Raw genomic sequence first — 19,677 nt, 5'->3', positions numbered from 1 at the left:
GGATTTCGCGGTGCACGTTTGAGCTGTGTTTCTGAGCTATGCGCTGAATATTGTTCAGTAACGTAACAATTTTTGTGTAAGTGGTGAAGCTCATGTTAAGGTTGAGCAGGAAGGTTGCAGACCGAAACAGTGGTTGGGTCGGTCTGCATCTCGGTGATTGAAGCCCCTCCTCCGCGTAAGAACCGTTGATTATCTTACTGTGGTGGTGAGATAAAAGGTTCTGGAGGAGGGTGCTTTCTTTTAGTCTCTGACCGTACACTTTGTGCAAGGTTGAGGCTAAAGGTTTGTGTTATATGAATGGGCGCCGGATATGGTCGGAAACATATCCGGCGCCCGCCTTTTTAACCTGCAGTTGCTTTAGCTGTATGCGCGAAAAGCGCTGCCTGCCAGGTTGCTACTAGTCAGACCACTTGAACTTACGTGAGGCAATAAACCCAATGACCACGGTCCACACGATGAGTACCCAGTGCGGGTCGGCAAGCCACTGATGCTGAATGAAGTTGCCGCGCAACGCATCGCCCAGAGCCGCCGAGGGCGACCACGCCACGATTCCGGCGTACCAGTCGGGGAAGGACTTGAGCGGGAACACCACGCCGCCAGCACCGGCAAGAATGACCCAGGCAATATTCACGATGGCGAGGGTCGCCTCCGCGCGCACCGTGCCGGCAATGAGCAGACCCAGCGCCGTAAACGCGCCGGCACCCATGAGCATCGTGATGATGGAGCGCGAGACGGCGATAGCGTCCGGGCGCCAGCCCAGACCGTACCCGAGCGCTGCCACCAGTGTGAACTGAATTGCCACGACCACCAGCACCGCAATGCACTTGCCCATGATCAGGCCGTTACGGCCCAGGGGAGTGGTCGCAAGGAATCGCAGCACGCCGTAGCGGCGATCAAAACCGGTGGCAATACCCTGACCCGACAGTGCCGTAGAAATCACGCAGAGCGCCAGAACGCCGGGGACCGCCGCATCCATGCGGGATACACCGACTGAGTTTGCGTACTCATCAATCAGACCGGTGAACCGCAGGGCGATAAGCGCCATGACGGGAAAAATAATGTTGAGCATCAGCTGCTCGCCGTTGCGGAGCATCGCCATGGTCTCGTAGCGGCCCTGCTCGATCACGCGCACGAGCGGGTAGTTCGCGCGCGGGGGAATGTACTCCTCATCTTCGTCAATAGAAGAGACCTTGGGGCGAGTGTCTACGGCGGGGTGGGTGTTGGCGGCGCGTTCTTCCATTCGGTTCCCTTCCGCTCGATTCTCTTTTGCTCGGCTCTCTTCTGCAGGCTTTTCTTTTACTTGGTTTTCTGCCGCCCGGTTGTTGGCCGCCCGGTTGTTGTTAGTGCGTGCGGTGTTGCTCATCGGATATCACGTCCTGAAATGTCGAGGAAGACATCCTCAAGAGTCTTCGGTTCCATGGTGAGAGAAATCGGCATGAGGTAACGCTCGGCGAGTGCCGAGGTGAACGCCGCCAGATGCTCGGGGCGTAGCGCGCCGACCAGCTCATACGCGCCGGGCACGGAGGGTGCGCCGTCACGAGCCGGGGTGTAGGGCACCTTCTCGATGAGCTCCACACCGGCACGCAGATGCGCGGGCAGCAGCTGCTCACGGGTGGGGGTGGGGGCATCCAGTGTGTACTGCAGGCGGTTCGTGCCGTCGCTGGCGATGAGCTCGGAGACGGTGCCTTCCTGAACCGTGGTGCCGTTTTCAATGATGTAGACGTAGTCGGCGAGTTTCTGCGCGTCGTCAATTAGGTGCGTGGTGAGCACGATTGCGGTGCCGAGTTCACGCTGTTCACGAATGATGTCGAAGACGACGTTGCGGGATTGCGGGTCCAGGCCTGCGGAGGGTTCGTCGAGGAAGAGTACGTCCGGGCGGCCGATGAGGGCGGCGGCAAGGGAGACGCGCTGCTTCTGACCACCCGAGAGGCGGCGAATCGTGGTGCCGTTGAAGGCATCAATGCCGAGGCGTTCTGCAAGCTCTTCGACCGGGTACGGGTCGGTGTACATGGTTGAGATGTGCTCGAGTAGCGGAATGGGGTGCATGGCGTTGGGCAGGCCGCCGTCCTGGAGCATAATGCCGACCTTGGCGCGCAGCTCCGGGTCTGCCTGCAGCGGGTTTTCTCCGAGCAGGCGCACGGTACCGCGGGTGGGCTTAAGTAGGCCCTGGGCGCAGGCGAGGGTCGTGGTTTTACCGGCACCGTTAGCTCCGAGGAGGACGACCACTTCACCGGGGAAGACGCGCAGGTTGACCTTGTTGACGGCGCGGTAGAGTCCGCTGGCGGTGAGCCGTTCGGGGTATTTGGTGCGGAAGGCGCGTGAGGGTTTGAACTCTTTGATGAGGTCTTTAATGGTGAGCGCCGGTTCTTCGGCGACGATGCGTCGTCGTGCGGTGGGGGAGGCGCTGGGCTCCGTGTGGTGCTCAGCGTGTGCCGTTGGCGCGGCGGATGCACGCCCAGGGTGGTCCTGCTGGCCCGCGGTGGTGGTCTCCATAGACAGTCACTTTCGATTTTTTCGATGAAGGAGCGTGTGTGCCCCCTTCATCTTATGCCCTAACTCACGTTTAAAGCACACCCGTAACGACTCAAATGTTCACCTTAAGGTAGAAAAGTTAGCAAGTAGGAGTACCTAACTAGCCAAAGAAAAACTAATTAGGACATACTTTACTTGTGTATTCCGTGAATAAGACCCCTCAGCGCGCCTCAACGAACGAGGCGCAGACCCGAAACGGCACCCGAACCGCCGCCTCGGGCTCTACTGGTGCTTCCAGTACAAAGTCCTCCGCGGCACGCACATCCAAGCGCAAAGCCGAGGCAGAAGAACGCACCAGGGACCGCGTCCTGCGTGAAGTCCTCAATAACGGCCCCGTATCCGCAGCAACCCTCGGTGAGCTCCTCAGCCTCACCCCGGCAGCGGTACGCCGCCACCTCGACGCCCTCGAATCCAACAATATGATCGAGGTTGCGCCCATCAAAAAGCACGGCGCCGGAGCTGGACGACCCGCCCGCCGCTACGTGATCGCCCCCCAGGGCCACGAACGCCTCGGCAACGACTACCTCATCATCGCCCGCGACGCCCTGCAAATGCTCCGCGACACGGTTGGGCAGGAAGCCCTCGAAGCTTTCGCCTCCGCCCGCGCCGCAGAAATGGAAGCCCGCTACCGACCCGTCGTAGAAGCCGCCGGTGATGACGTGGCAGCCAGAGCGCAGGCGCTCGCAGAGGCAATGAGTAAGGACGGTTTCGTGGCGACCGCTCAGGTCACCGCGCCTCCTGCAGGACGGACCGTTCCCGAGCATTTTCTGGCAAGTATTCAGCTCTGTCAGGGTCACTGCCCGGTACGTGACCTCGCTGGAGACTTCCAGGTGTTCTGCGAGCAGGAAACCGGGATTATTTCTGACCTGCTCGGCGTTGATGTCCGTAGGCTTTCAACCATGGCTTCGGGTGCTCACGTGTGTACCACGCACGTGCCCCTGAACCGCGTCACCGCCGAGAGTGAGAAGAACGCAGAAGAATCCGCAGGGAAACCTTCGGAGGAATCTTCCGCGTAACAATCACCGCAGTACCCAGCGGCACACCCCGATGAACCCGTCAAGGGTGCGAGCCGCACGCTGAAACCCGTCCGCAACCACGCGGTGTACACCGCAAGCACACTGCATACACCGCGTCACGCATCGTGGTTGAGCGCGGTATCAGCCCCTTCAACTACCGCGCCTGCAACCGGCAGGTGGCGGAGAGAAATGTAATAACCATCGAAGAAAGGCCGTAATGACTGAGAAAGTTGGGCAGAACGCCAACGACACCGTCATTTCAGAGATCCTGGAGATGAACCCCGAACTCGAGGGCATTGGCAACTACGAGTACGGTTGGGCAGACTCCGACGCAGCAGGCCAGGTAGCAAAGCGCGGCCTGGACGAGGACGTCGTCCGTGACATCTCTGCGAAGAAGAACGAACCCCAGTGGATGCTGGATATGCGTCTGAAGGCGCTGAAGTTCTTCGAGCGTAAGCCCATGCCCACCTGGGGCGCGGATCTTTCCGAAATCGACTTCGACAACATCAAGTACTTCGTGCGTTCGACCGAGGGCCAGGCGGCTTCTTGGGAGGAACTGCCCGAGGACATCCGCACCACCTACGAGCGTCTGGGCATTCCCGAGGCGGAGCGTAACTCCCTCGTCGCGGGTGTGGCTGCACAGTACGAGTCTGAGGTCGTGTACCACCAGATCCGTGAGGACCTGGAGAAGCAGGGCGTGATCTTCGTCGACACCGACACCGGTCTGCGCGAATACCCCGAACTGTTCAAGGAATACTTCGGCTCCATCATCCCGATTGGTGACAACAAGTTCTCCGCACTGAACACCGCCGTATGGTCCGGTGGCTCCTTCGTGTACGTTCCCCCGGGAGTTCACGTAGAGATCCCGCTGCAGGCGTACTTCCGCATTAACACTGAGAACATGGGTCAGTTCGAGCGCACCCTGATCATCGCGGACGAAGGCTCCTACGTTCACTACATTGAGGGCTGTACCGCCCCCATCTACAAGTCCGACTCCCTGCACTCCGCAGTGGTTGAGATTGTACTGAAGAAGAACGCACGCGTTCGCTACACCACCATCCAGAACTGGTCGAACAACGTCTACAACCTGGTGACCAAGCGTGCGGTTGCGCACGAGGGCGCCACCATGGAATGGGTGGACGGCAACATCGGTTCGAAGGTCACCCAGAAGTACCCGGCTGTTTACATGGTCGGTGAGCACGCTAAGGGTGAGACCCTGTCCATCGCGTTCGCGGGTGAGGGTCAGCACCAGGACACCGGTTCGAAGATGGTTCACATTGCACCGAACACCTCCTCGACCATTGTGTCCAAGTCCGTGGCACGTAACGGCGGCCGCAGCGCATACCGCGGCCTGGTTCAGGTTCGTGAGGGCGCTAAGCACTCCAAGTCCTCCGTGGTCTGTGACGCACTGCTGGTGGACACCATCTCCCGCTCCGACACCTACCCCTACGTGGATGTCCGCGAGGACGATGTGACCATGGGTCACGAGGCGACCGTTTCCCGCGTCTCCGAGGACCAGCTGTTCTACCTGATGCAGCGCGGCCTGAGCGAAGAAGAAGCAATGGCGATGATCGTCCGCGGCTTCGTTGAGCCTATCGCCCGCGAGCTGCCGATGGAGTACGCACTCGAACTGAACCGCCTGATCGAACTTCAGATGGAAGGATCTGTGGGCTAATGCCGACCAACGAAGAAACCCTGGGTTACCACTCCCCGATCATCCCCGGCATGGACCAGGAGGGCGAGAAGCTCGCCACCGAGTTCGCCCACGATGACACCCTGTACCGTGCCACCGAGGCACACCACCAGGGCTCCAACCCGAACAACGTCCAGAAGGTACTCGAAGCATCCCGTGCAGAGCGTAAGACCTCCTACAATGTGGAGGACTTCGCGCCGCTGACCGGTCGTGAAGAGGACTGGCGCTTCACCCCGCTGAAGCGTCTGGGCGGCCTGCACCTGGAGAAGCTGACCGGCACCGCACCGGCACCGCAGATTAGCGCACCCGAGCAGGTTCAGGTTGAGACCGTCTCCCGCGAGGATGCACGCATCGGCTCCGCAGGTATCCCCGAGGACCGTGTGGCAGCGAACGCGTGGTCCAGCTTCACCGAAGCAACCGTGGTGACCATTCCCGCCGAAGCTGAACTGGCTGAGCACGTCGAGATTGACATCACCGGCACCGGCAACGAGGCTGCCGCACAGCACATCGTGATTGAGGCTAAGCCCTTCTCGAAGGCTGTCGTGGTTCTGCGCCACACCGGCTCCACCGTCCTGGCACAGAACGTTGAGTTCGTGGTGAACGACGAGGCTGAGCTGAACGTTGTTTCCGTACAGCAGTGGGCTGACGACGCGATCCACGCCTCCGCACACTACGCTAAGCTGGGCCGCAACGCACGCTTCAAGCACGTTGTGGTGTCCCTCGGCGGCGACCTGGTGCGCGTGACCCCCTCCACCAAGTTCACCGCTCCCGGCGCTGAGACTGAAATGTACGGCCTGTACTTCGTCGACGCAGGTCAGCACATTGAGTCCCGCCTGTTCGTGGACCACTCCGTACCCAACTGCAAGTCCCGCGTGACCTACAAGGGGGCGTTGCAGGGTAAGGGTGCGCACTCCGTATGGGTTGGTGACGTTCTGATTGGTAAGGATGCAGAAGGCACCGACACCTACGAGCTGAACCGTAACCTGCTGCTGGAAGTTGGCCCCCGCGCCGACTCCGTGCCGAACCTGGAGATTGAGACCGGCCTGATTGAGGGCGCCGGCCACGCATCCACCACCGGCCAGCTTGATGAGCAGCACCTGTGGTACCTGCAGGCTCGCGGTATTCCGGAGGCTGAGGCACGCCGTCTGGTCGTGCGCGGCTTCCTGAACGAGATCATTCAGCAGATTCGTGTTCCCGAACTTGAAGAGCAGCTCACCGAGGCCCTTGAGGCAGAGCTCGCCCTCAGCAACAACTAAGCTTTACCAGGAGAAATCAATGTCTACTCTTGAAATCAAGGACCTTCACGTCTCGGTTATCCTCGACGACGAAACCACCAAGCCCATCCTGAAGGGCGTTAACCTGACCATCAACTCGGGCGAGATTCACGCAATCATGGGCCCGAACGGTTCCGGTAAGTCCACTCTGGCTTCCACCATTGCTGGCCACCCCAAGTACCAGGTTGACTCCGGTCAGATCCTGCTCGACGGTGAGGACATCACCGAGATGAGCGTGGACGAGCGTGCACGCGCAGGCCTGTTCCTGGCTATGCAGTACCCGGTTGAGATCCCCGGCGTGACCATGTCTAACTTCCTGCGTTCCGCTAAGACCGCTGTGGACGGCAAGGCTCCCTCCCTGCGTACCTGGACCAAGGACGTTAAGGAAGCCATGAAGAACCTGGAGATTGACCCCGACTTCATCGCACGTAACGTGAACGAGGGCTTCTCCGGCGGTGAGAAGAAGCGCCACGAGATCCTTCAGCTGGAGCTGCTCAAGCCCAAGTTCGGCATCCTGGACGAGACCGACTCCGGCCTGGACGTTGACGCACTGAAGATCGTGTCTGAGGGCGTGAACCGTGCGCACGAGGCGAACGACATGGGCGTCATGCTGATTACCCACTACACCCGCATCCTGCGCTACATCAAGCCGCAGTTCGTGCACGTGTTCGTGGACGGCAAGATGGTTGACCAGGGCGGCCCCGAGCTGGCTGACCGCCTGGAAGAAGAGGGCTACGTTTCTTACGTGGGTAAGAAGTAAGCTTCTTCTCCTACCGGATTCTGACAGAAAGATAGGACTATGACTGAGACTGTGCAGGGTCGTGTTCCTCAGGAAGAGATTGAGGAAGCTCTCAAGGAGGTCATTGACCCGGAGCTCGGCGTCAATATTGTTGACCTCGGTCTGCTCTACGGTCTGCGCTGGGATGAGGATGGAACCCTCATTCTGGACCTGACTCTGACCACCGCAGCCTGCCCGCTGCAGGAGGTTATTGAGGAGCAGGTTCAGAGCAACCTGGATAACCTGGTTGATTCTTGGCGTGTGAACTGGGTTTGGATGCCGCCGTGGGGCCCGGAGCGTATTACTGAGGACGGCCGCGATATGATGCGCGCGCTGGGCTTCAACATCTAAGCTCCTGACTCGCAGATAAGGTACCCGCCCGGTGCGGAAGGTGTAAGCCTTCGGCGCCGGGCGGGTACTTTTATGCTTTCTGGGTTTTACATTTTCTGGGAGAGGCGAATCTGTCGGGGGATTGGGGCAAAAAGAACCCCCGCCTTCGTACCGTATATGCGGTGGAGGCGGGGGTCCCTTCTGCTTAGCTATGACGAGGGTTTTAGGCGTCTACCTAGTCGTCCAGGTGCAGCAGCTTCAGCGAGTATTCGTACTTGATCATCAGGGTCGAGCGGGTCGGCTCCGGCAGCAGAGCCAGACGGCGCGGGTCAGTATTATCCGCGACATCGGCAAGCTTCACCAGGCGAGCCAAATCATTCACACGCACCCTACCCAGGTACGCCTCGTAGGATTCGCCGGGGCGGCGGGTCAAGGCATCAATCGCATCCACAATACGCGCCGAGAAGTAACGGGCCAGATATGCGAGGGAAACGCCGGTATCCTCCACCGTGTCGTGCAGCAACGCCACAATCTGAGCCTCAGTCTTCAGTTCCTCCAAAGACGAATCGGGATGAGTGGCGGCAGCCATTTCAGACACAAGCTTACGTGCCCCAAGAGCCACACGGCGAGGGTGGGAGATGTAGGGCCAGCCGTTACGATCAGTCTGCCCCTCATGCGCCTTGTCAGCGATGCTGTCTGCCAGGCGAACCATCTCTTTGTAGTAGTTATTCGACATGAGAACCTCCGTTGGTTTAGACTCCTGCGAGTTGACGGCACCCGCGACCGTGCCGGTACGTTGCGCTAAGCCGATACGGAACGGTAGCTGGTACCAACACTCTACGCCAGCTGTGGGGCGGCGGTGGCGGAACTCGCCCAAAACACCCTTAATACGTCAAATATGACGCGTAGAAGAAGAACACAGGGCGTTTTTCCTTCTGAACTTGTGGGTTTGGTGCCCTTTCTGCCGTGTATCTGCGGTTGGTAACAGGCATTCAGGAGGCGCCCGCCACCTCCACGAAAGTGTCCTCCGAACCCTTTTGCACCGCCCGGTGTAACTCGCCCAAAATCTCATATGGTGACAAAAAATTTCTGTCTTTTTCTGGCGAAAACAGGTTCACAAACCGCCCAACACTAAGGCAGTTTAAGCGTGTTTAGCACACACCGATACACACTCATCAAACGAAAAAATTACACGCCCTCCGTGCCCTGCTAAAACCTTCAAAAACCCGTATTTTTCCGCGAAAATACGCGATAAACTGGGGGCAACCAAACATCGGAGAACACCATGGCAGAGCTCTACGAGCGCTTCGTCGCTTTGTACCCCTACCCACACGAGCGAATCCGCCACGGCGCCCCACGAGCCGAACTTAACCGGCGATACCTCGAACACCTTTACGAGGGCAAGAATCGGGGAACAACCCCCATCGTGGTTGCCCTCGACCCGACCCTGCTCGGGACCATTGAGAATAACGTCTCCCTGCGCACCTCAACGCCTGTACAGAACATCACCGCCGACACCGTCAAGCGATACGCACACGAGCTCATCACCGACCAGCATCGTTACCTGGACCAGGTCGGTGTAGAAGTTGCCGCGCACGAGGCGTTCCGACAGCTGAACGAGAGCGCCTACCTGCAAACCTACCGCCGTCTCATGGAAAACGGCGAACTCGGTGAAGACGATATCGGCATGCCGCTGAAGGCGGAGTACCCATTCGAACTGACCGCCGGCATCATCAATGAGAAGGTCAAAGCTACCGACATTGACAGCGCCGCGGAACTGCTCATCATGGACCTGCCGCTGCGGGATGTATCCGGGGTATTTGCCTACCTGCCCTTTGGCGGGTGGGATTCCAGCCCCAGCCCCGAGGCGATGCTGTCTATTGCCCGCTACTGGTTTGAACGTGACGACGCCTACCCGGCTGTTATTGCCTCGGACTTTATCGAGTTCTACACGCCGGTACCGGTCACGACCCGCCGCGACGCCGAAATCCTGGCGGTCGAGCACACGATGGTTTCCTCGGCGATGCCGGTGCGTGTCTACCGCGGCTTCGACAAGCTTGTGGAGGCACTCTACGGTCAGCACGACTGGTACCTGTGGTGGGAGCAGCTCCCGGCGGTGCTCCTCATTGAAACGCCCTAAACCAGCTTAGCTAGGTGAGTTAAAGCGAAGGGGCGGGATGAACCTACATGGTTCGTCCCGCCCCTCTCGCGTGTCTGCGCTACTTCAGTTCGTCCACGTGCCGCGCCCGCAAAGCGCGAGCGGTCGCCGTCGCGTAATCAACCGCCTGCACCACCCACGGAATCAGCAACCGCCAATACATGTGCTTGGGCAGGTTACGCGCAACCGCCGCCCTGCGCAACGCACCCCAACGGTCCATGAGCGCCGGAATCGACCGGACCATCAACGCAATCAGCAGACCCAGACGCTCAGGAGAAAGACCCACGAAACGCAACGGCGAACACAGCCTCACAAAGCCGTCAATCAGAACCGGCAGGGGAGTGCTCACCAGCAGAGCGCGGGACGCATAAAAAGCCGTCAGCATAGTCGCGATAGCATCCGCGCCGGAGGCGTACTGGCCCGTAAACACGTAATAGCCGACCATAATCAGTAGCAGCAGAGACAGCGTGCGAACCACCAGCCACAGCTGGGAGGCAGGCACACCAGCCCACAACGCGCAGAACGTGGACGCCACCAAAGCCACCAGCGCCACCTGCCAGCCGGTCACCGCCAACAACAAGAACAACCCAAAGAAGAGCGTGCCCTTGAACCATAGCGGCGCCTGATGCACCGGCGTGTTCAACGGCTGGTAGAAACCCACCAGCAGAGTACCGGGGTTGAAATCCGAGCCCTGGCCGGCGGGGCGAGGATTCACGCGCGGCGTGTTAGCGCCCATGGACGCCTCCTGCAGTGTCCGTGCTGTCGCCTGCATCTTCGATATCGGCGCCTTCATTCGGGAACCCCTCGGCACACCACGTGCGGTACTGCTGCACCAGCTGCACCGCATCCCCCTGAGCGAGCAAACGGCCGTCATGAATAATCACGGCTTCATCGCAGGACGCCGCCAAATCCAGATCGTGCGTGCTGAGCACCAGCATCTGATCCAGCGACTCCAAGTGCTTGAGTAGCCGCGCGCGATTACGCAAATCCAGCAGGGTGGTCGGCTCATCGAGCAGAAGAATCTGCGGGCGCGCCGCCAGCACACTGGTGAGAGCAACCAGCTGCTTTTCGCCTCCTGAAAGGGTGAAAACGCTCTGGTTCTCCAGGTGCTCGAGGCCGCGCTCACGGAGCAATTCGCGGATCCGTTCGCGGCGCTGCTCACCGCTGAGGGCACTACCTTCAACGGCTGCGGCGCGGCGCAGGCTCAGGTCAATATCTTCGGCAACGGTGGGCATAATCAGTTGCGCCTCCGGTTGGGCGAAGAGCATGCCCACACCCTCAAAAGCGCCCTGTGAACCAGCGCGAGAACTCGCACCCTTCGAGTCGCGGCTCGGTGCCTCCAGGGTGTCGACACCGTTCACGCGCACAATACCTTCATCCGGGTGGGTGAGCCCATTGAAAAGCCCCAGTAGGGTGGACTTGCCGCTACCGTTCAGACCCAGCACCGCGGTGCGCTTCGCCGTGAACTGCAGGCTCACATCCTTGAGGATACGGCGATGCCCGCCTTCGGGCAGTTCGGTGAAAACACTCACCGATTCAAGCTCAAGGGCGGGCATGCTGGTAGAGGCGCTCACCGCCTGCTCGCCCTGCACCTGCTGCGGTGCAGGCTGGCGCGTGGAGCGGCGAAAAAACATAGCTATCCTCTCGTGTGGCACATCGTGTGCCTTTAACGCTGGGCAGAAGCCAGGGACGGGAAGGCGCGGCGTACCGACAAACCAACCAGAACCGCGATCGTGGACTTCACCAGATCCCAGGGAACGAACACCATCGCCGCACTGAACGCGGCGTCAAAAGTCATGTGGGCGTTCACCATCATACCGGCGATACCGCAGGCGGTCAGAACCACAAAACCGCAGAAGTTCGCGACCAGAGCCATAAGGAAGGTCGCACCAACCGAACGGGTGTTGCGGGTGAACAGGTAGGCGAGGGTACCGGCAATAGCGGCGAAGGGCAGGAAGCCGAGCAGGTAGCCGGCACTCGGGGAGGCGAGCGTACCCAAACCGGCGCCGCCCTTAGCGAAGATGGGCAGGCCAGCGAAACCAACCAGCAGGTACAGCGCCACGGAGGCGGTGGCACGCTTGCCGCCGAGCACCTGAGCGGTGATGTAAATGCCGAGGGTCTGGAAGGTGAAGGGAACCGCAACGCCGCCCAAGCTGACGGCGGGCATGATGGCGAGCGCGGCGATGAAGCCCGCAAACACTGCGATGAGGGAGAGGTCGGTGGCGAGGGAGGTCTTTGCCGCTACGTTACGGCGCGGTGCCTGGGTTGCCTGAGCTGATTCGCGCACGGAATCGGTCATTGGGGTGGTACTCCTTTGATACGTATTGCTCTGCAGATTTTTTCTGCAGAGTTGAGGGTAGCGGTGGTTGATTGCTTGTCACAACCCAGTTTTTGAACAATGTTCTACGAATAGTGTCCGGTATGTATCGTACACCGCACACCACAAAAACAAAAGGTGCCCCACATGCGCACTCGGCACACCTGCACTAAAATTGATGAGGTGCTCTGCGCGCTCGCCGCTTCTAACCCGGTGAATCCCGCCCACCGAGCACTATCAACCCACACACCAGACCGCCATCCGGAAAGGCACCCATGATTGCTGTACAGAACCTCGAATTGCGTGCAGGCGCGCGCCTGCTCATGGAAGAGGTCACCTTCCGCATCGATAAGGGCGACAAGATCGGTCTGGTGGGCCGCAACGGTGCCGGTAAGACCACTATGACTAAGGTGCTTGCCGGTCTGACCCTGCCCGCTGACGGCACGGTCACCCGCAGCGGCACTATCGGCTACCTTCCGCAGGACCCGAAGGTGGATGACATGAGCCAGCTGGCGCGTGACCGTATCCTTTCGGCGCGTGGCCTGGATGGTGTGGCGCGCAAGATGCGTCAGGCGCAGGACGATATGGCGAGTGAGGACCCGGCGGTGCGCGCTAAGGGTATGCGCCGCTACGACCGTCTTGAGGCTGAGTTCATTGCCGGCGGCGGCTACGCGGCTGAGTCGGAGGCGGCGGTCATCACCTCCAACCTGGACCTGCCGGAGCGTGTGCTCGCCCAGCCGCTGTCTACTCTGTCGGGTGGTCAGCGTCGCCGCGTGGAGCTGGCGCGTATTCTCTTCTCCAATGCAGACACCATGCTGCTGGATGAGCCGACCAACCACCTGGATGCCGACTCGATTCTGTGGCTGCGCGACTTCTTGAAGAACTTCTCGGGCGGCCTGATGGTTATTAGCCACGACGTTGAGCTGATGGAGCTGGTCGTCAACCGCGTCTTCTACCTGGACGCGAACCGCTGCGTGATTGACCAGTACAACATGGGTTGGAAGAACTACCTGACTCAGCGTGAGCAGGATGAGCACCGCCGCAAGCGTGAGCGTGCGAATGCGCAGAAGAAGGCGAATGCTCTGATGGAGCAGGCGAATAAGATGCGCGCGAAGGCGACGAAGGCTGTTGCCGCTCAGCAGATGATTAAGCGTGCTGAGAAGCTTCTGCGTGGCCTGGAGGATGAGCGTCAGAGCGATAAGGTTGCGGCGATTCGCTTCCCGGATCCGGCGCCGTGCGGTAAGACTCCGCTCTCTGCCCAGGGCCTGTCGAAGTCCTATGGCTCCCTGGAAATTTTCACGGACGTTGATTTGGCGATTGACCGCGGTTCGCGCGTGGTGGTGCTGGGCCTGAATGGTGCCGGTAAGACCACTCTGCTGCGCATGCTGGCTGGTTCCACCAAGCCTGATACGGGTGAGGTCGTGTACGGTCACGGCGCGAAGCTGGGCTATTTTGCGCAGGAACACGAAATTCTTGATGGTGACCGCACTGTCTTTGAGAACATGAAGTCTGCCGCGCCGGATCTGGATGACACCCGCGTGCGCACGATTTTGGGTTCGTTCCTGTTCTCCGGTGATGATGTGGATAAGCCTGCCGGTGTGCTTTCCGGCGGTGAGAAGACCCGTCTGTCCCTGGCGACCCTGGTGGCGTCGAGTGCGAACGTGCTGCTGCTCGATGAGCCGACCAACAACCTGGACCCCGCCTCGCGTGAGGAGATTCTGAATGCGTTGAAGGCGTATCAGGGCGCTATCGTGATGGTTTCTCACGATGAGGGTGCCGTGGAGGCGCTGGATCCTGAGCGTGTGCTGCTTCTGCCGGATGCGGTGGAGGACCTGTGGTCGAAGGATTACCGGGATCTGATTTCGCTGGCGTAAAGCATTATTCGCTGAACATCAAAGCGTGGGGGAGGCTCCGGTACCGTGTGGTGCCGGGGCCTCTTTGCGTGTATTGCGTGTTGTTTTATTGTCTGGGGCGTATTGTTTGTGGCGTATTGGCCGGGGTGTATTGTCCAGGGCGTATTTTTTGTGTTCTGAAAATGTGTTGCGGAGATATTGTCGGTATTTTTTCTCGTGGATAGTGCGGAAAAATGTGACCTGACCCGTGGGGTTGTATTGTTTTCTGATCATATGTGGTGTAATTGCGTTCCCGTGCATGTGATTTGTGGGTTCTGACACACGAAACTTGCGACGTATTTGACGGGAAAAAATGTTGCCTTGTGGGTTTTTCTGAGGGAAAGAAAAGCTCTCAGGCGATATTTCAGGGGGTCTGTGTGGGCTTTTCGAATTTTTCATGTGTCTCTACATACATTGTGGGAAAAATGGTAGAAACACAACATGCGTGGGGCGTAGACTTATAACTGTTCCCGCCATTGCGAGGACGCAAATGCGAAACATTAGGGCTCACTACCGATGGTGAGCTAACGCGGGGGAGAAGAGATTCCCGCCCGCTCACGAAGGAGAACTGCCAATGCACAACACTGAGTTCGAGAAGTACCCCACCTCCGGTGAAGAGAACGTTGAGGTTGACGTCTTCTGGCCCATCCAGGACGCTTAATCTCTCGCCCCGATAGGTCGGGATAAGGATTAGAAAAGCGCCCCGCCGCTTCCGTAGGGAAGTGACGGGGCGCTTTGCTGTCTAAATTCTGTTATTTGAACGCTACTGTCTGGGCGATGTCGCCTGAGTTCTGTGGGTTATGCGGCGTGAATACCCAGCCCGAACATCTGCAGAGGGTATTCGGTAAAGCCCATCATGCCCGCCGCGTACCAGGCGACGTATCCGGTCAATGCTAGAACGAGCGCCTTCTCGCGTACGCTGCCGGCATCACCCAGAATGGGCAGCGCCATGTAGCCGCTCTTTTTCCATAGGGGGGATGCCACCAGGGGTTTGATAACAATGGGGTAGAGGGGCAGCAGTCCGCGGGTTGTCAGCAGGTCGCCAATCAGGTGAATGGTGGCACCAACCGAAATAGCCCAGGGGAGTAGTGCCAGCGAATCAGTCGTGTAGGCGGCGTACCCGAGGGCGACGGCACCGATCCATCCACCCGGTGCGCCGAGCACGCGCAATGCCAGGCCGCCCGAGAATGCGGCAAGAAGTAGTGAAGCCCAGGGGATTCCGTTGTAGCTCAGGTTGGCGCTGAAATAGGCAATTGCCCAGAAAGCTACCAGACCCAAAATGGAGTGCGTTCCCTTGCGGTGTCCGCCGCTGACTGCCCCAACAATGCGTGCTACCCAGCGTGAAATGGGCGGGATGGAGTTGGCGATACTGCCGTTGTGGTGGTCAATATCCGGTAGCATGCCCGCACCGGCGCACGCCAGGGTGGTCACGATGATGGTGGGGGTATCGGGAACCTGCACCACTCCCGTCTCGACGAGCACTAGCCAGCCAGCTGCGGCGCTGACGGTGTGCGAATAGCCCATCATGGGGAGGTGCCTCCTTGAATGCGATTGCTCAGCGAGTGTGATTGCCCTGCGAGTGTGGTTGCCTGGGTGCCGGGATGTTCACTCGAACTAATTAGAACAAATATAGCATATATCGAAATTACTTTCGATAAGCGGGGTTATCCCCTCAAGCGGCATCACTTCTCAATCGGCACTACCTCTCAAACGGAAGAGTCTGCTTCCAGAATTCGCGCTCGCGCAGGTAATTCTCCAGCCAGCCCACGTGCTCGGAGCACGCCAACCAAATCTTGCGGCGCTCGGGGGTGTGCACCTTCGGGTTGTTCCAGAGCAGCTGAAATTCTGCCGCCTGCTGGCAGCCCTTGCGGGAGCACTTGGCGTACTCGGGCTGTGCATCCTGAGAAAGTGAACCGAGCAGATCCATGTCTTCTTATCCTTACTATTGCGCCTCGACGTGCGGTGTTATTCCGTGCCCGCGCGACCGGGCAGAAAAGGGGTGCGGGCTGTTCCGCTTCAGTTAGTGTACGCGCCCGATGAGGCATGTAAAAGAAGGGGAGCAGGTGTTCAGTGTTCAAGAGTGGAGTGTAGCCTGCGGCACCTTTGCGCTAAAACGCGGTAAAATAGGGTTTGTCTGTCCATCCGTCCACACCCCAACCGCGTAGCCGCTGCATCGGCTCTGATCGTGAGGGGTCGACTCATCAAGGAAGCTCATGAGCGAGAACACTCCCAAGACCGTGCTGGTCACCGGCGGCAACCGAGGCATCGGCTACGAAATTGCCAAGGAATTCCAGGCAGCAGGACACAATGTCTGCATCACCTACCGTAGCGGTGAAGCCCCCGAAGAATTTTTCGCCGTCAAGGCAGATGTACGCGATGCCGACAGCATTAACGAAGCATTCAAGGAAATTGAAGCAGAATTCGGTCCCGTGGAGGTGCTGGTCGCCAACGCAGGTATCACCCGCGACATGCTGCTGATGCGCATGAAGGAATCCGACTTCACCGACGTGGTCGACACCAACCTCACCGGTTCTTTCCGCGTGGTTCAGCGCGCCATCAAGGGCATGCTGAAGCTCAAGCGCGGCCGCATCATCCTGGTTTCCTCCGTGGTGGGTCTGTACGGTTCCCCCGGCCAGGTCAACTACTCCGCATCTAAGGCTGCACTGGTCGGTATGGCACGCTCCATCACCCGTGAGCTGGGCGGCCGTAACATCACCGCTAACGTGGTGGCACCGGGCTTCATTAACACCGCAATGACCGAGGTTCTGCCCGAAGAGACCAAGAAGAACTACCTGGCGTCCATCCCGGCTGGTCGCTTCGCGGAGGCGGAAGAGGTCGCTCGCGTGATTCGCTGGCTCGCATCCGATGAGGCTAGCTACATTTCTGGTGCTGTCATCCCCGTTGATGGTGGCCTGGGCATGGGTCACTAACCCCACCCCGTACGGACTGCACGAAGCGCCCGAACGTGGGCGCACCCTTTCTAAACTTTAAGGACATAAAACTATGGCACAGCTGACCGGCAAGACCATCATCATTACCGGCTCCTCCCGCGGCGTTGGCGCAGACACCGCACAGATTCTCGCCGCTGAGGGCGCGAACATCGTGGTGAACTACCGCTCCAAGGCACCGCGCGCGAACAAGATTGTCAAGGCTATTGAAGAGGCTGGTGGCAAGGCAATCGCAGTGCAGGCTGACGTGACCAACAATGAGGACCTACAGAACCTCGTCAACACCGCCGTGGAGACCTTCGGTTCCCTGGACTACCTGATCCTGAACGCTTCGGGCGGCATGGAAACCGGCATGGGCGAAGACTACGCAATGCGTCTGAACCGTGACGCACAGCTGAACCTGGCACGCCTGGCTGCAGAGAAGATGCCCGAAGGCGCACGCATCGTGTTCGTGACCAGCCACCAGGCGCACTTCATCCGCGAGGTTGAGACCATGGACGAGTACAAGCCCGTCGCAGAGTCCAAGCGCGCAGGCGAAGACGCACTGATCGCCGAGATCCCCGCACTTTCCGAGAAGGGTATCTCCCTGGTCGTCGTGTCCGCTGACATGATTGAAGGCACCGTCACCGCAACCCTGCTGAACCGCCTGCACCCCGGCGCTATTGAGCAGCGCCGCGAGACCGCCGGCAAGCTCTACACCGTCAACGAGTTCGCGCAGGAAATCGCGAAGATGGTCACCGCAGACGTTGAGACCGGCCACGTTGAGCTGGTCGGCGGCGCACGCGGCTTCATCGACTAATAACTTCAGCCGCTATAGGTGCCGTTGCGGATGCGCCCGCCCCTCTGACAAGGTACATTTGATGAGGCACGCTGCCCCATACGCGGCGGCACCTATAGCCCCTAAGGCTCCTATAGCTTCTAAGATTTTGCGCGAGGAACCCAATGTGGGGTGCCGCGCACTATGCGCCAACCACTCCGATAACCCGGTACAGGTTGCGGGGTGGGGGCGCATCCCATCCATCTAACTCACTGGAAGAAGAACCATGAGCACCGTACTCAACCTTCAGAATGTCTCCGTGATTCGCGGCGGCCGCCCCATCCTTAACAACGTTTCGTGGACTGTGAACGAAGGTGAACGCTGGGTCGTTCTGGGCCCCAACGGCGCCGGTAAGTCCACTCTGCTTTCGATTGCGGCAGCCCGCCTGCACCCGACCAGCGGCGAGGTTGAAATCCTTGACGAGACCCTCGGCGCTGTTGACGTATTCGACCTGCGCCCGCGCATTGGTCTGTCCTCCGGTGCTTCGGCTACCCAGATTCCCGCCAACGAGAAGGTTTCCGACGTTGTCGTGACCGCAGCGTACGCTGTGTCCGGCCGTTGGAAGGAAGAATACGACGTCATGGACGACGAGCGTGCCACCGAGCTACTGGCTGAGTGGGGTGTCGATACCCTCGCTGACCGCACCTTCGGCTCCCTCTCCGACGGCGAGCGCAAGCGTGCATTGATTGCCCGCGCCCTCATGACCGACCCCGAACTGCTGCTGCTGGATGAGCCCGGCGCAGGCATGGACATCTCCGGCCGTGAGGACCTGGTTGAGCGTCTGACCGCGCTTGCCGCTGACCCCTACGCACCGGCTACCGTGCTCATCACCCACCACCTCGAGGAAATCCCGGCGGGCTTCACCCACGCTCTGCTGGTCCGTGACGGCGGCGTGGTCGCCGCCGGCCCGATCCTGTCCACCATTACCGAGGCGAACCTCGCAGCAACCTACGACATGGATCTGGCTCTGACCGTCACCTCCGCGGGTCGTTACTCCGCGTTTAAGCGCGCATGAGCCGTGCCCCGAAGCAGCTGAGCGCCGAACAGATCGCTGAGCGTGCCGAGCGTGTCTACGCCATCGAGTCGGTCACGGCTCTGGCGCAGGCACCCGAGCAGGCTTTGCGCTACTACACGCAGCTGACCGATGTGAAGCTCCGTAGCGCTATGGAGCCGCAGTGGGGTATTTACATTGCGGAGTCTTCGAAGGTGATTCGTCGTGCGCTCGCTGCCGGTCATCAGCCCGTTTCTTTCCTGATGAGTGAGAAGTGGGCTGATGATTTGGCGGATGTTTTGCGCGCCCATCCTGACACTCCCGCGTATGTGGGTAGTGAGGAGCAGCTGGAGCAGGTGACCGGTTTTCATCTGCATCGTGGCGCGTTGGCGGCGATGGCTCGTCCGGCGCCTCAGCCTCTGGAGCAGTTGCTGCAGGGTGCCTCTCGCGTGGCAATCCTGGAAGATATTGTGGACCACACGAATGTGGGCGCTATTTTCCGTTCGGCTGCCGCGCTGAACGTGGATGCCGTGCTGGTGACTCCGCGATGCGCCGATCCGTTGTATCGCCGTTCGATTCGCGTGTCGATGGGCACCGTTTTTCAGGTGCCGTGGGCTCGACTGGAGTCGTGGCCTGCCGACCTGCAGACCCTGCACGAGCTGGGCTTTAAGAGCGCCGCGCTCGCGCTGGAAGAGGACTCGCTGACCCTGGAGGAGCTGTCTGCTCGCCGGGACGAGAAGCTGGCGCTGATTCTGGGCACGGAGGGGCACGGACTGTCGCCCCGCACCCTGGCTGCGTGTGACGATACGGTGATGATTCCGATGTCGCACGGCGTGGATTCTTTGAATGTTGCGGCGGCGAGCGCCGTGGCGTTCTGGGAGACTCGCCCGCGTCCATAACCTGAGTTCTCACCTGATTCTTAACCCGCGTG

Annotated in this window: 19 protein-coding genes; 11 read left to right on the top strand and 8 right to left on the bottom strand. The window is 59.7% G+C overall.

The window, feature by feature from the left end:
- Window positions 1-397: 397 nt before the first annotated feature.
- Window positions 398-1,363, bottom strand: coding sequence for an ABC transporter permease (locus ROTMU0001_RS07960; protein WP_044143840.1), 966 nt, complete (start codon window positions 1,361-1,363; stop codon window positions 398-400).
- Window positions 1,360-2,493, bottom strand: coding sequence for an ABC transporter ATP-binding protein (locus ROTMU0001_RS07955; protein WP_005509113.1), 1,134 nt, complete (start codon window positions 2,491-2,493; stop codon window positions 1,360-1,362). Before ROTMU0001_RS07955 ends, ROTMU0001_RS07960 begins: the two co-directional genes overlap by 4 nt.
- 176 nt (window positions 2,494-2,669) lie before the next feature.
- Between ROTMU0001_RS07955 and ROTMU0001_RS07950 the strand changes: the two genes are divergently transcribed.
- The 5 genes from ROTMU0001_RS07950 to ROTMU0001_RS07930 all read left to right on the top strand — a co-directional run bounded on the left by ROTMU0001_RS07950 (window position 2,670) and on the right by ROTMU0001_RS07930 (window position 7,644).
- Window positions 2,670-3,548, top strand: a complete 879-nt coding sequence (locus ROTMU0001_RS07950) for a helix-turn-helix transcriptional regulator (RefSeq protein WP_005509112.1) — start codon at window positions 2,670-2,672, stop codon at window positions 3,546-3,548.
- 217 nt (window positions 3,549-3,765) lie between these two features.
- The gene (sufB, locus tag ROTMU0001_RS07945; RefSeq protein ID WP_005509111.1) at window positions 3,766-5,223 is read left to right on the top strand and encodes a Fe-S cluster assembly protein SufB; all 1,458 of its coding nucleotides are present in this window, start codon (window positions 3,766-3,768) and stop codon (window positions 5,221-5,223) included.
- On the top strand, window positions 5,223-6,497 hold the full coding sequence (gene sufD / locus ROTMU0001_RS07940) for a Fe-S cluster assembly protein SufD (RefSeq protein WP_005509110.1): 1,275 nt from the start codon (window positions 5,223-5,225) through the stop codon (window positions 6,495-6,497). Before sufB ends, sufD begins: the two co-directional genes overlap by 1 nt.
- A gap of 19 nt (window positions 6,498-6,516) precedes the next feature.
- Complete coding sequence (gene sufC / locus ROTMU0001_RS07935) at window positions 6,517-7,275, top strand: Fe-S cluster assembly ATPase SufC (RefSeq protein ID WP_005509109.1); 759 nt, start codon at window positions 6,517-6,519, stop codon at window positions 7,273-7,275.
- 39 nt (window positions 7,276-7,314) lie between these two features.
- Window positions 7,315-7,644 (top strand): metal-sulfur cluster assembly factor, encoded by a 330-nt coding sequence (locus ROTMU0001_RS07930; protein ID WP_005506103.1) that lies wholly within the window; start codon window positions 7,315-7,317, stop codon window positions 7,642-7,644.
- 214 nt (window positions 7,645-7,858) lie between these two features.
- Here ROTMU0001_RS07930 and ROTMU0001_RS07925 read toward each other — a convergent pair whose 3' ends face one another.
- A complete protein-coding gene (locus tag ROTMU0001_RS07925; RefSeq protein ID WP_005509108.1) occupies window positions 7,859-8,359 on the bottom strand; it encodes an HD domain-containing protein in 501 nt (166 codons plus the stop codon).
- Window positions 8,360-8,908: 549 nt separating this feature from the next.
- On the opposite strand from ROTMU0001_RS07925, the gene ROTMU0001_RS07920 reads away from it, so the two are divergent.
- Window positions 8,909-9,763: a DUF4253 domain-containing protein gene (locus ROTMU0001_RS07920; RefSeq protein ID WP_005509107.1), complete on the top strand. Its 855-nt coding sequence runs from the start codon at window positions 8,909-8,911 to the stop codon at window positions 9,761-9,763.
- Window positions 9,764-9,842: 79 nt separating this feature from the next.
- Here the strand turns inward: ROTMU0001_RS07920 and ROTMU0001_RS07915 are convergent, their stop codons facing one another.
- The 3 genes from ROTMU0001_RS07915 to ROTMU0001_RS07905 are packed head-to-tail and all read right to left on the bottom strand — an operon-like array spanning window position 9,843 to window position 12,080.
- Window positions 9,843-10,517 (bottom strand): energy-coupling factor transporter transmembrane component T family protein, encoded by a 675-nt coding sequence (locus tag ROTMU0001_RS07915; RefSeq protein ID WP_005509106.1) that lies wholly within the window; start codon window positions 10,515-10,517, stop codon window positions 9,843-9,845.
- Window positions 10,507-11,415: an energy-coupling factor ABC transporter ATP-binding protein gene (locus tag ROTMU0001_RS07910; protein ID WP_005509105.1), complete on the bottom strand. Its 909-nt coding sequence runs from the start codon at window positions 11,413-11,415 to the stop codon at window positions 10,507-10,509. Before ROTMU0001_RS07910 ends, ROTMU0001_RS07915 begins: the two co-directional genes overlap by 11 nt.
- Window positions 11,416-11,447: 32 nt before the next feature.
- The gene (locus tag ROTMU0001_RS07905) at window positions 11,448-12,080 is read right to left on the bottom strand and encodes a biotin transporter BioY (protein WP_005509103.1); all 633 of its coding nucleotides are present in this window, start codon (window positions 12,078-12,080) and stop codon (window positions 11,448-11,450) included.
- A 293-nt stretch (window positions 12,081-12,373) separates the two neighbouring features.
- Here ROTMU0001_RS07905 and abc-f point away from each other — a divergent pair, with 293 nt between their 5' ends.
- Window positions 12,374-13,972 carry a ribosomal protection-like ABC-F family protein gene (gene abc-f / locus ROTMU0001_RS07900; protein WP_005509102.1) on the top strand — a complete coding sequence of 533 codons (1,599 nt, stop codon included), beginning with the start codon at window positions 12,374-12,376 and terminating at the stop codon, window positions 13,970-13,972.
- A gap of 816 nt (window positions 13,973-14,788) precedes the next feature.
- On the opposite strand, the gene ROTMU0001_RS07895 is transcribed toward abc-f, so the two are convergent.
- Both ROTMU0001_RS07895 and ROTMU0001_RS07890 read right to left on the bottom strand, forming a co-directional pair.
- A complete protein-coding gene (locus ROTMU0001_RS07895) occupies window positions 14,789-15,517 on the bottom strand; it encodes a metal-dependent hydrolase (protein WP_005509101.1) in 729 nt (242 codons plus the stop codon).
- A 172-nt stretch (window positions 15,518-15,689) separates the two neighbouring features.
- On the bottom strand, window positions 15,690-15,917 hold the full coding sequence (locus tag ROTMU0001_RS07890; protein ID WP_005509100.1) for a hypothetical protein: 228 nt from the start codon (window positions 15,915-15,917) through the stop codon (window positions 15,690-15,692).
- A gap of 286 nt (window positions 15,918-16,203) precedes the next feature.
- Between ROTMU0001_RS07890 and ROTMU0001_RS07885 the strand changes: the two genes are divergently transcribed.
- The 4 genes from ROTMU0001_RS07885 (at window position 16,204) to ROTMU0001_RS07870 (ending at window position 19,645) form a co-directional block, all read left to right on the top strand.
- On the top strand, window positions 16,204-16,920 hold the full coding sequence (locus tag ROTMU0001_RS07885) for a beta-ketoacyl-ACP reductase (RefSeq protein ID WP_005509097.1): 717 nt from the start codon (window positions 16,204-16,206) through the stop codon (window positions 16,918-16,920).
- Window positions 16,921-16,993: 73 nt separating this feature from the next.
- On the top strand, window positions 16,994-17,737 hold the full coding sequence (locus tag ROTMU0001_RS07880; protein WP_005506073.1) for an SDR family oxidoreductase: 744 nt from the start codon (window positions 16,994-16,996) through the stop codon (window positions 17,735-17,737).
- 244 nt (window positions 17,738-17,981) lie between these two features.
- Entirely contained in the window at window positions 17,982-18,770 is a 789-nt protein-coding gene (locus ROTMU0001_RS07875; RefSeq protein WP_005509096.1) for an ABC transporter ATP-binding protein, read from the top strand.
- The gene (locus ROTMU0001_RS07870) at window positions 18,767-19,645 is read left to right on the top strand and encodes a TrmH family RNA methyltransferase (protein WP_005509095.1); all 879 of its coding nucleotides are present in this window, start codon (window positions 18,767-18,769) and stop codon (window positions 19,643-19,645) included. Before ROTMU0001_RS07875 ends, ROTMU0001_RS07870 begins: the two co-directional genes overlap by 4 nt.
- Window positions 19,646-19,677 lie beyond the last annotated feature (32 nt).

Source organism: Rothia mucilaginosa ATCC 25296 (genome assembly GCF_000175615.1).
GTDB lineage: Bacteria > Actinomycetota > Actinomycetes > Actinomycetales > Micrococcaceae > Rothia > Rothia mucilaginosa.
This window is presented reverse-complemented; position numbering and strand designations above follow the sequence as displayed.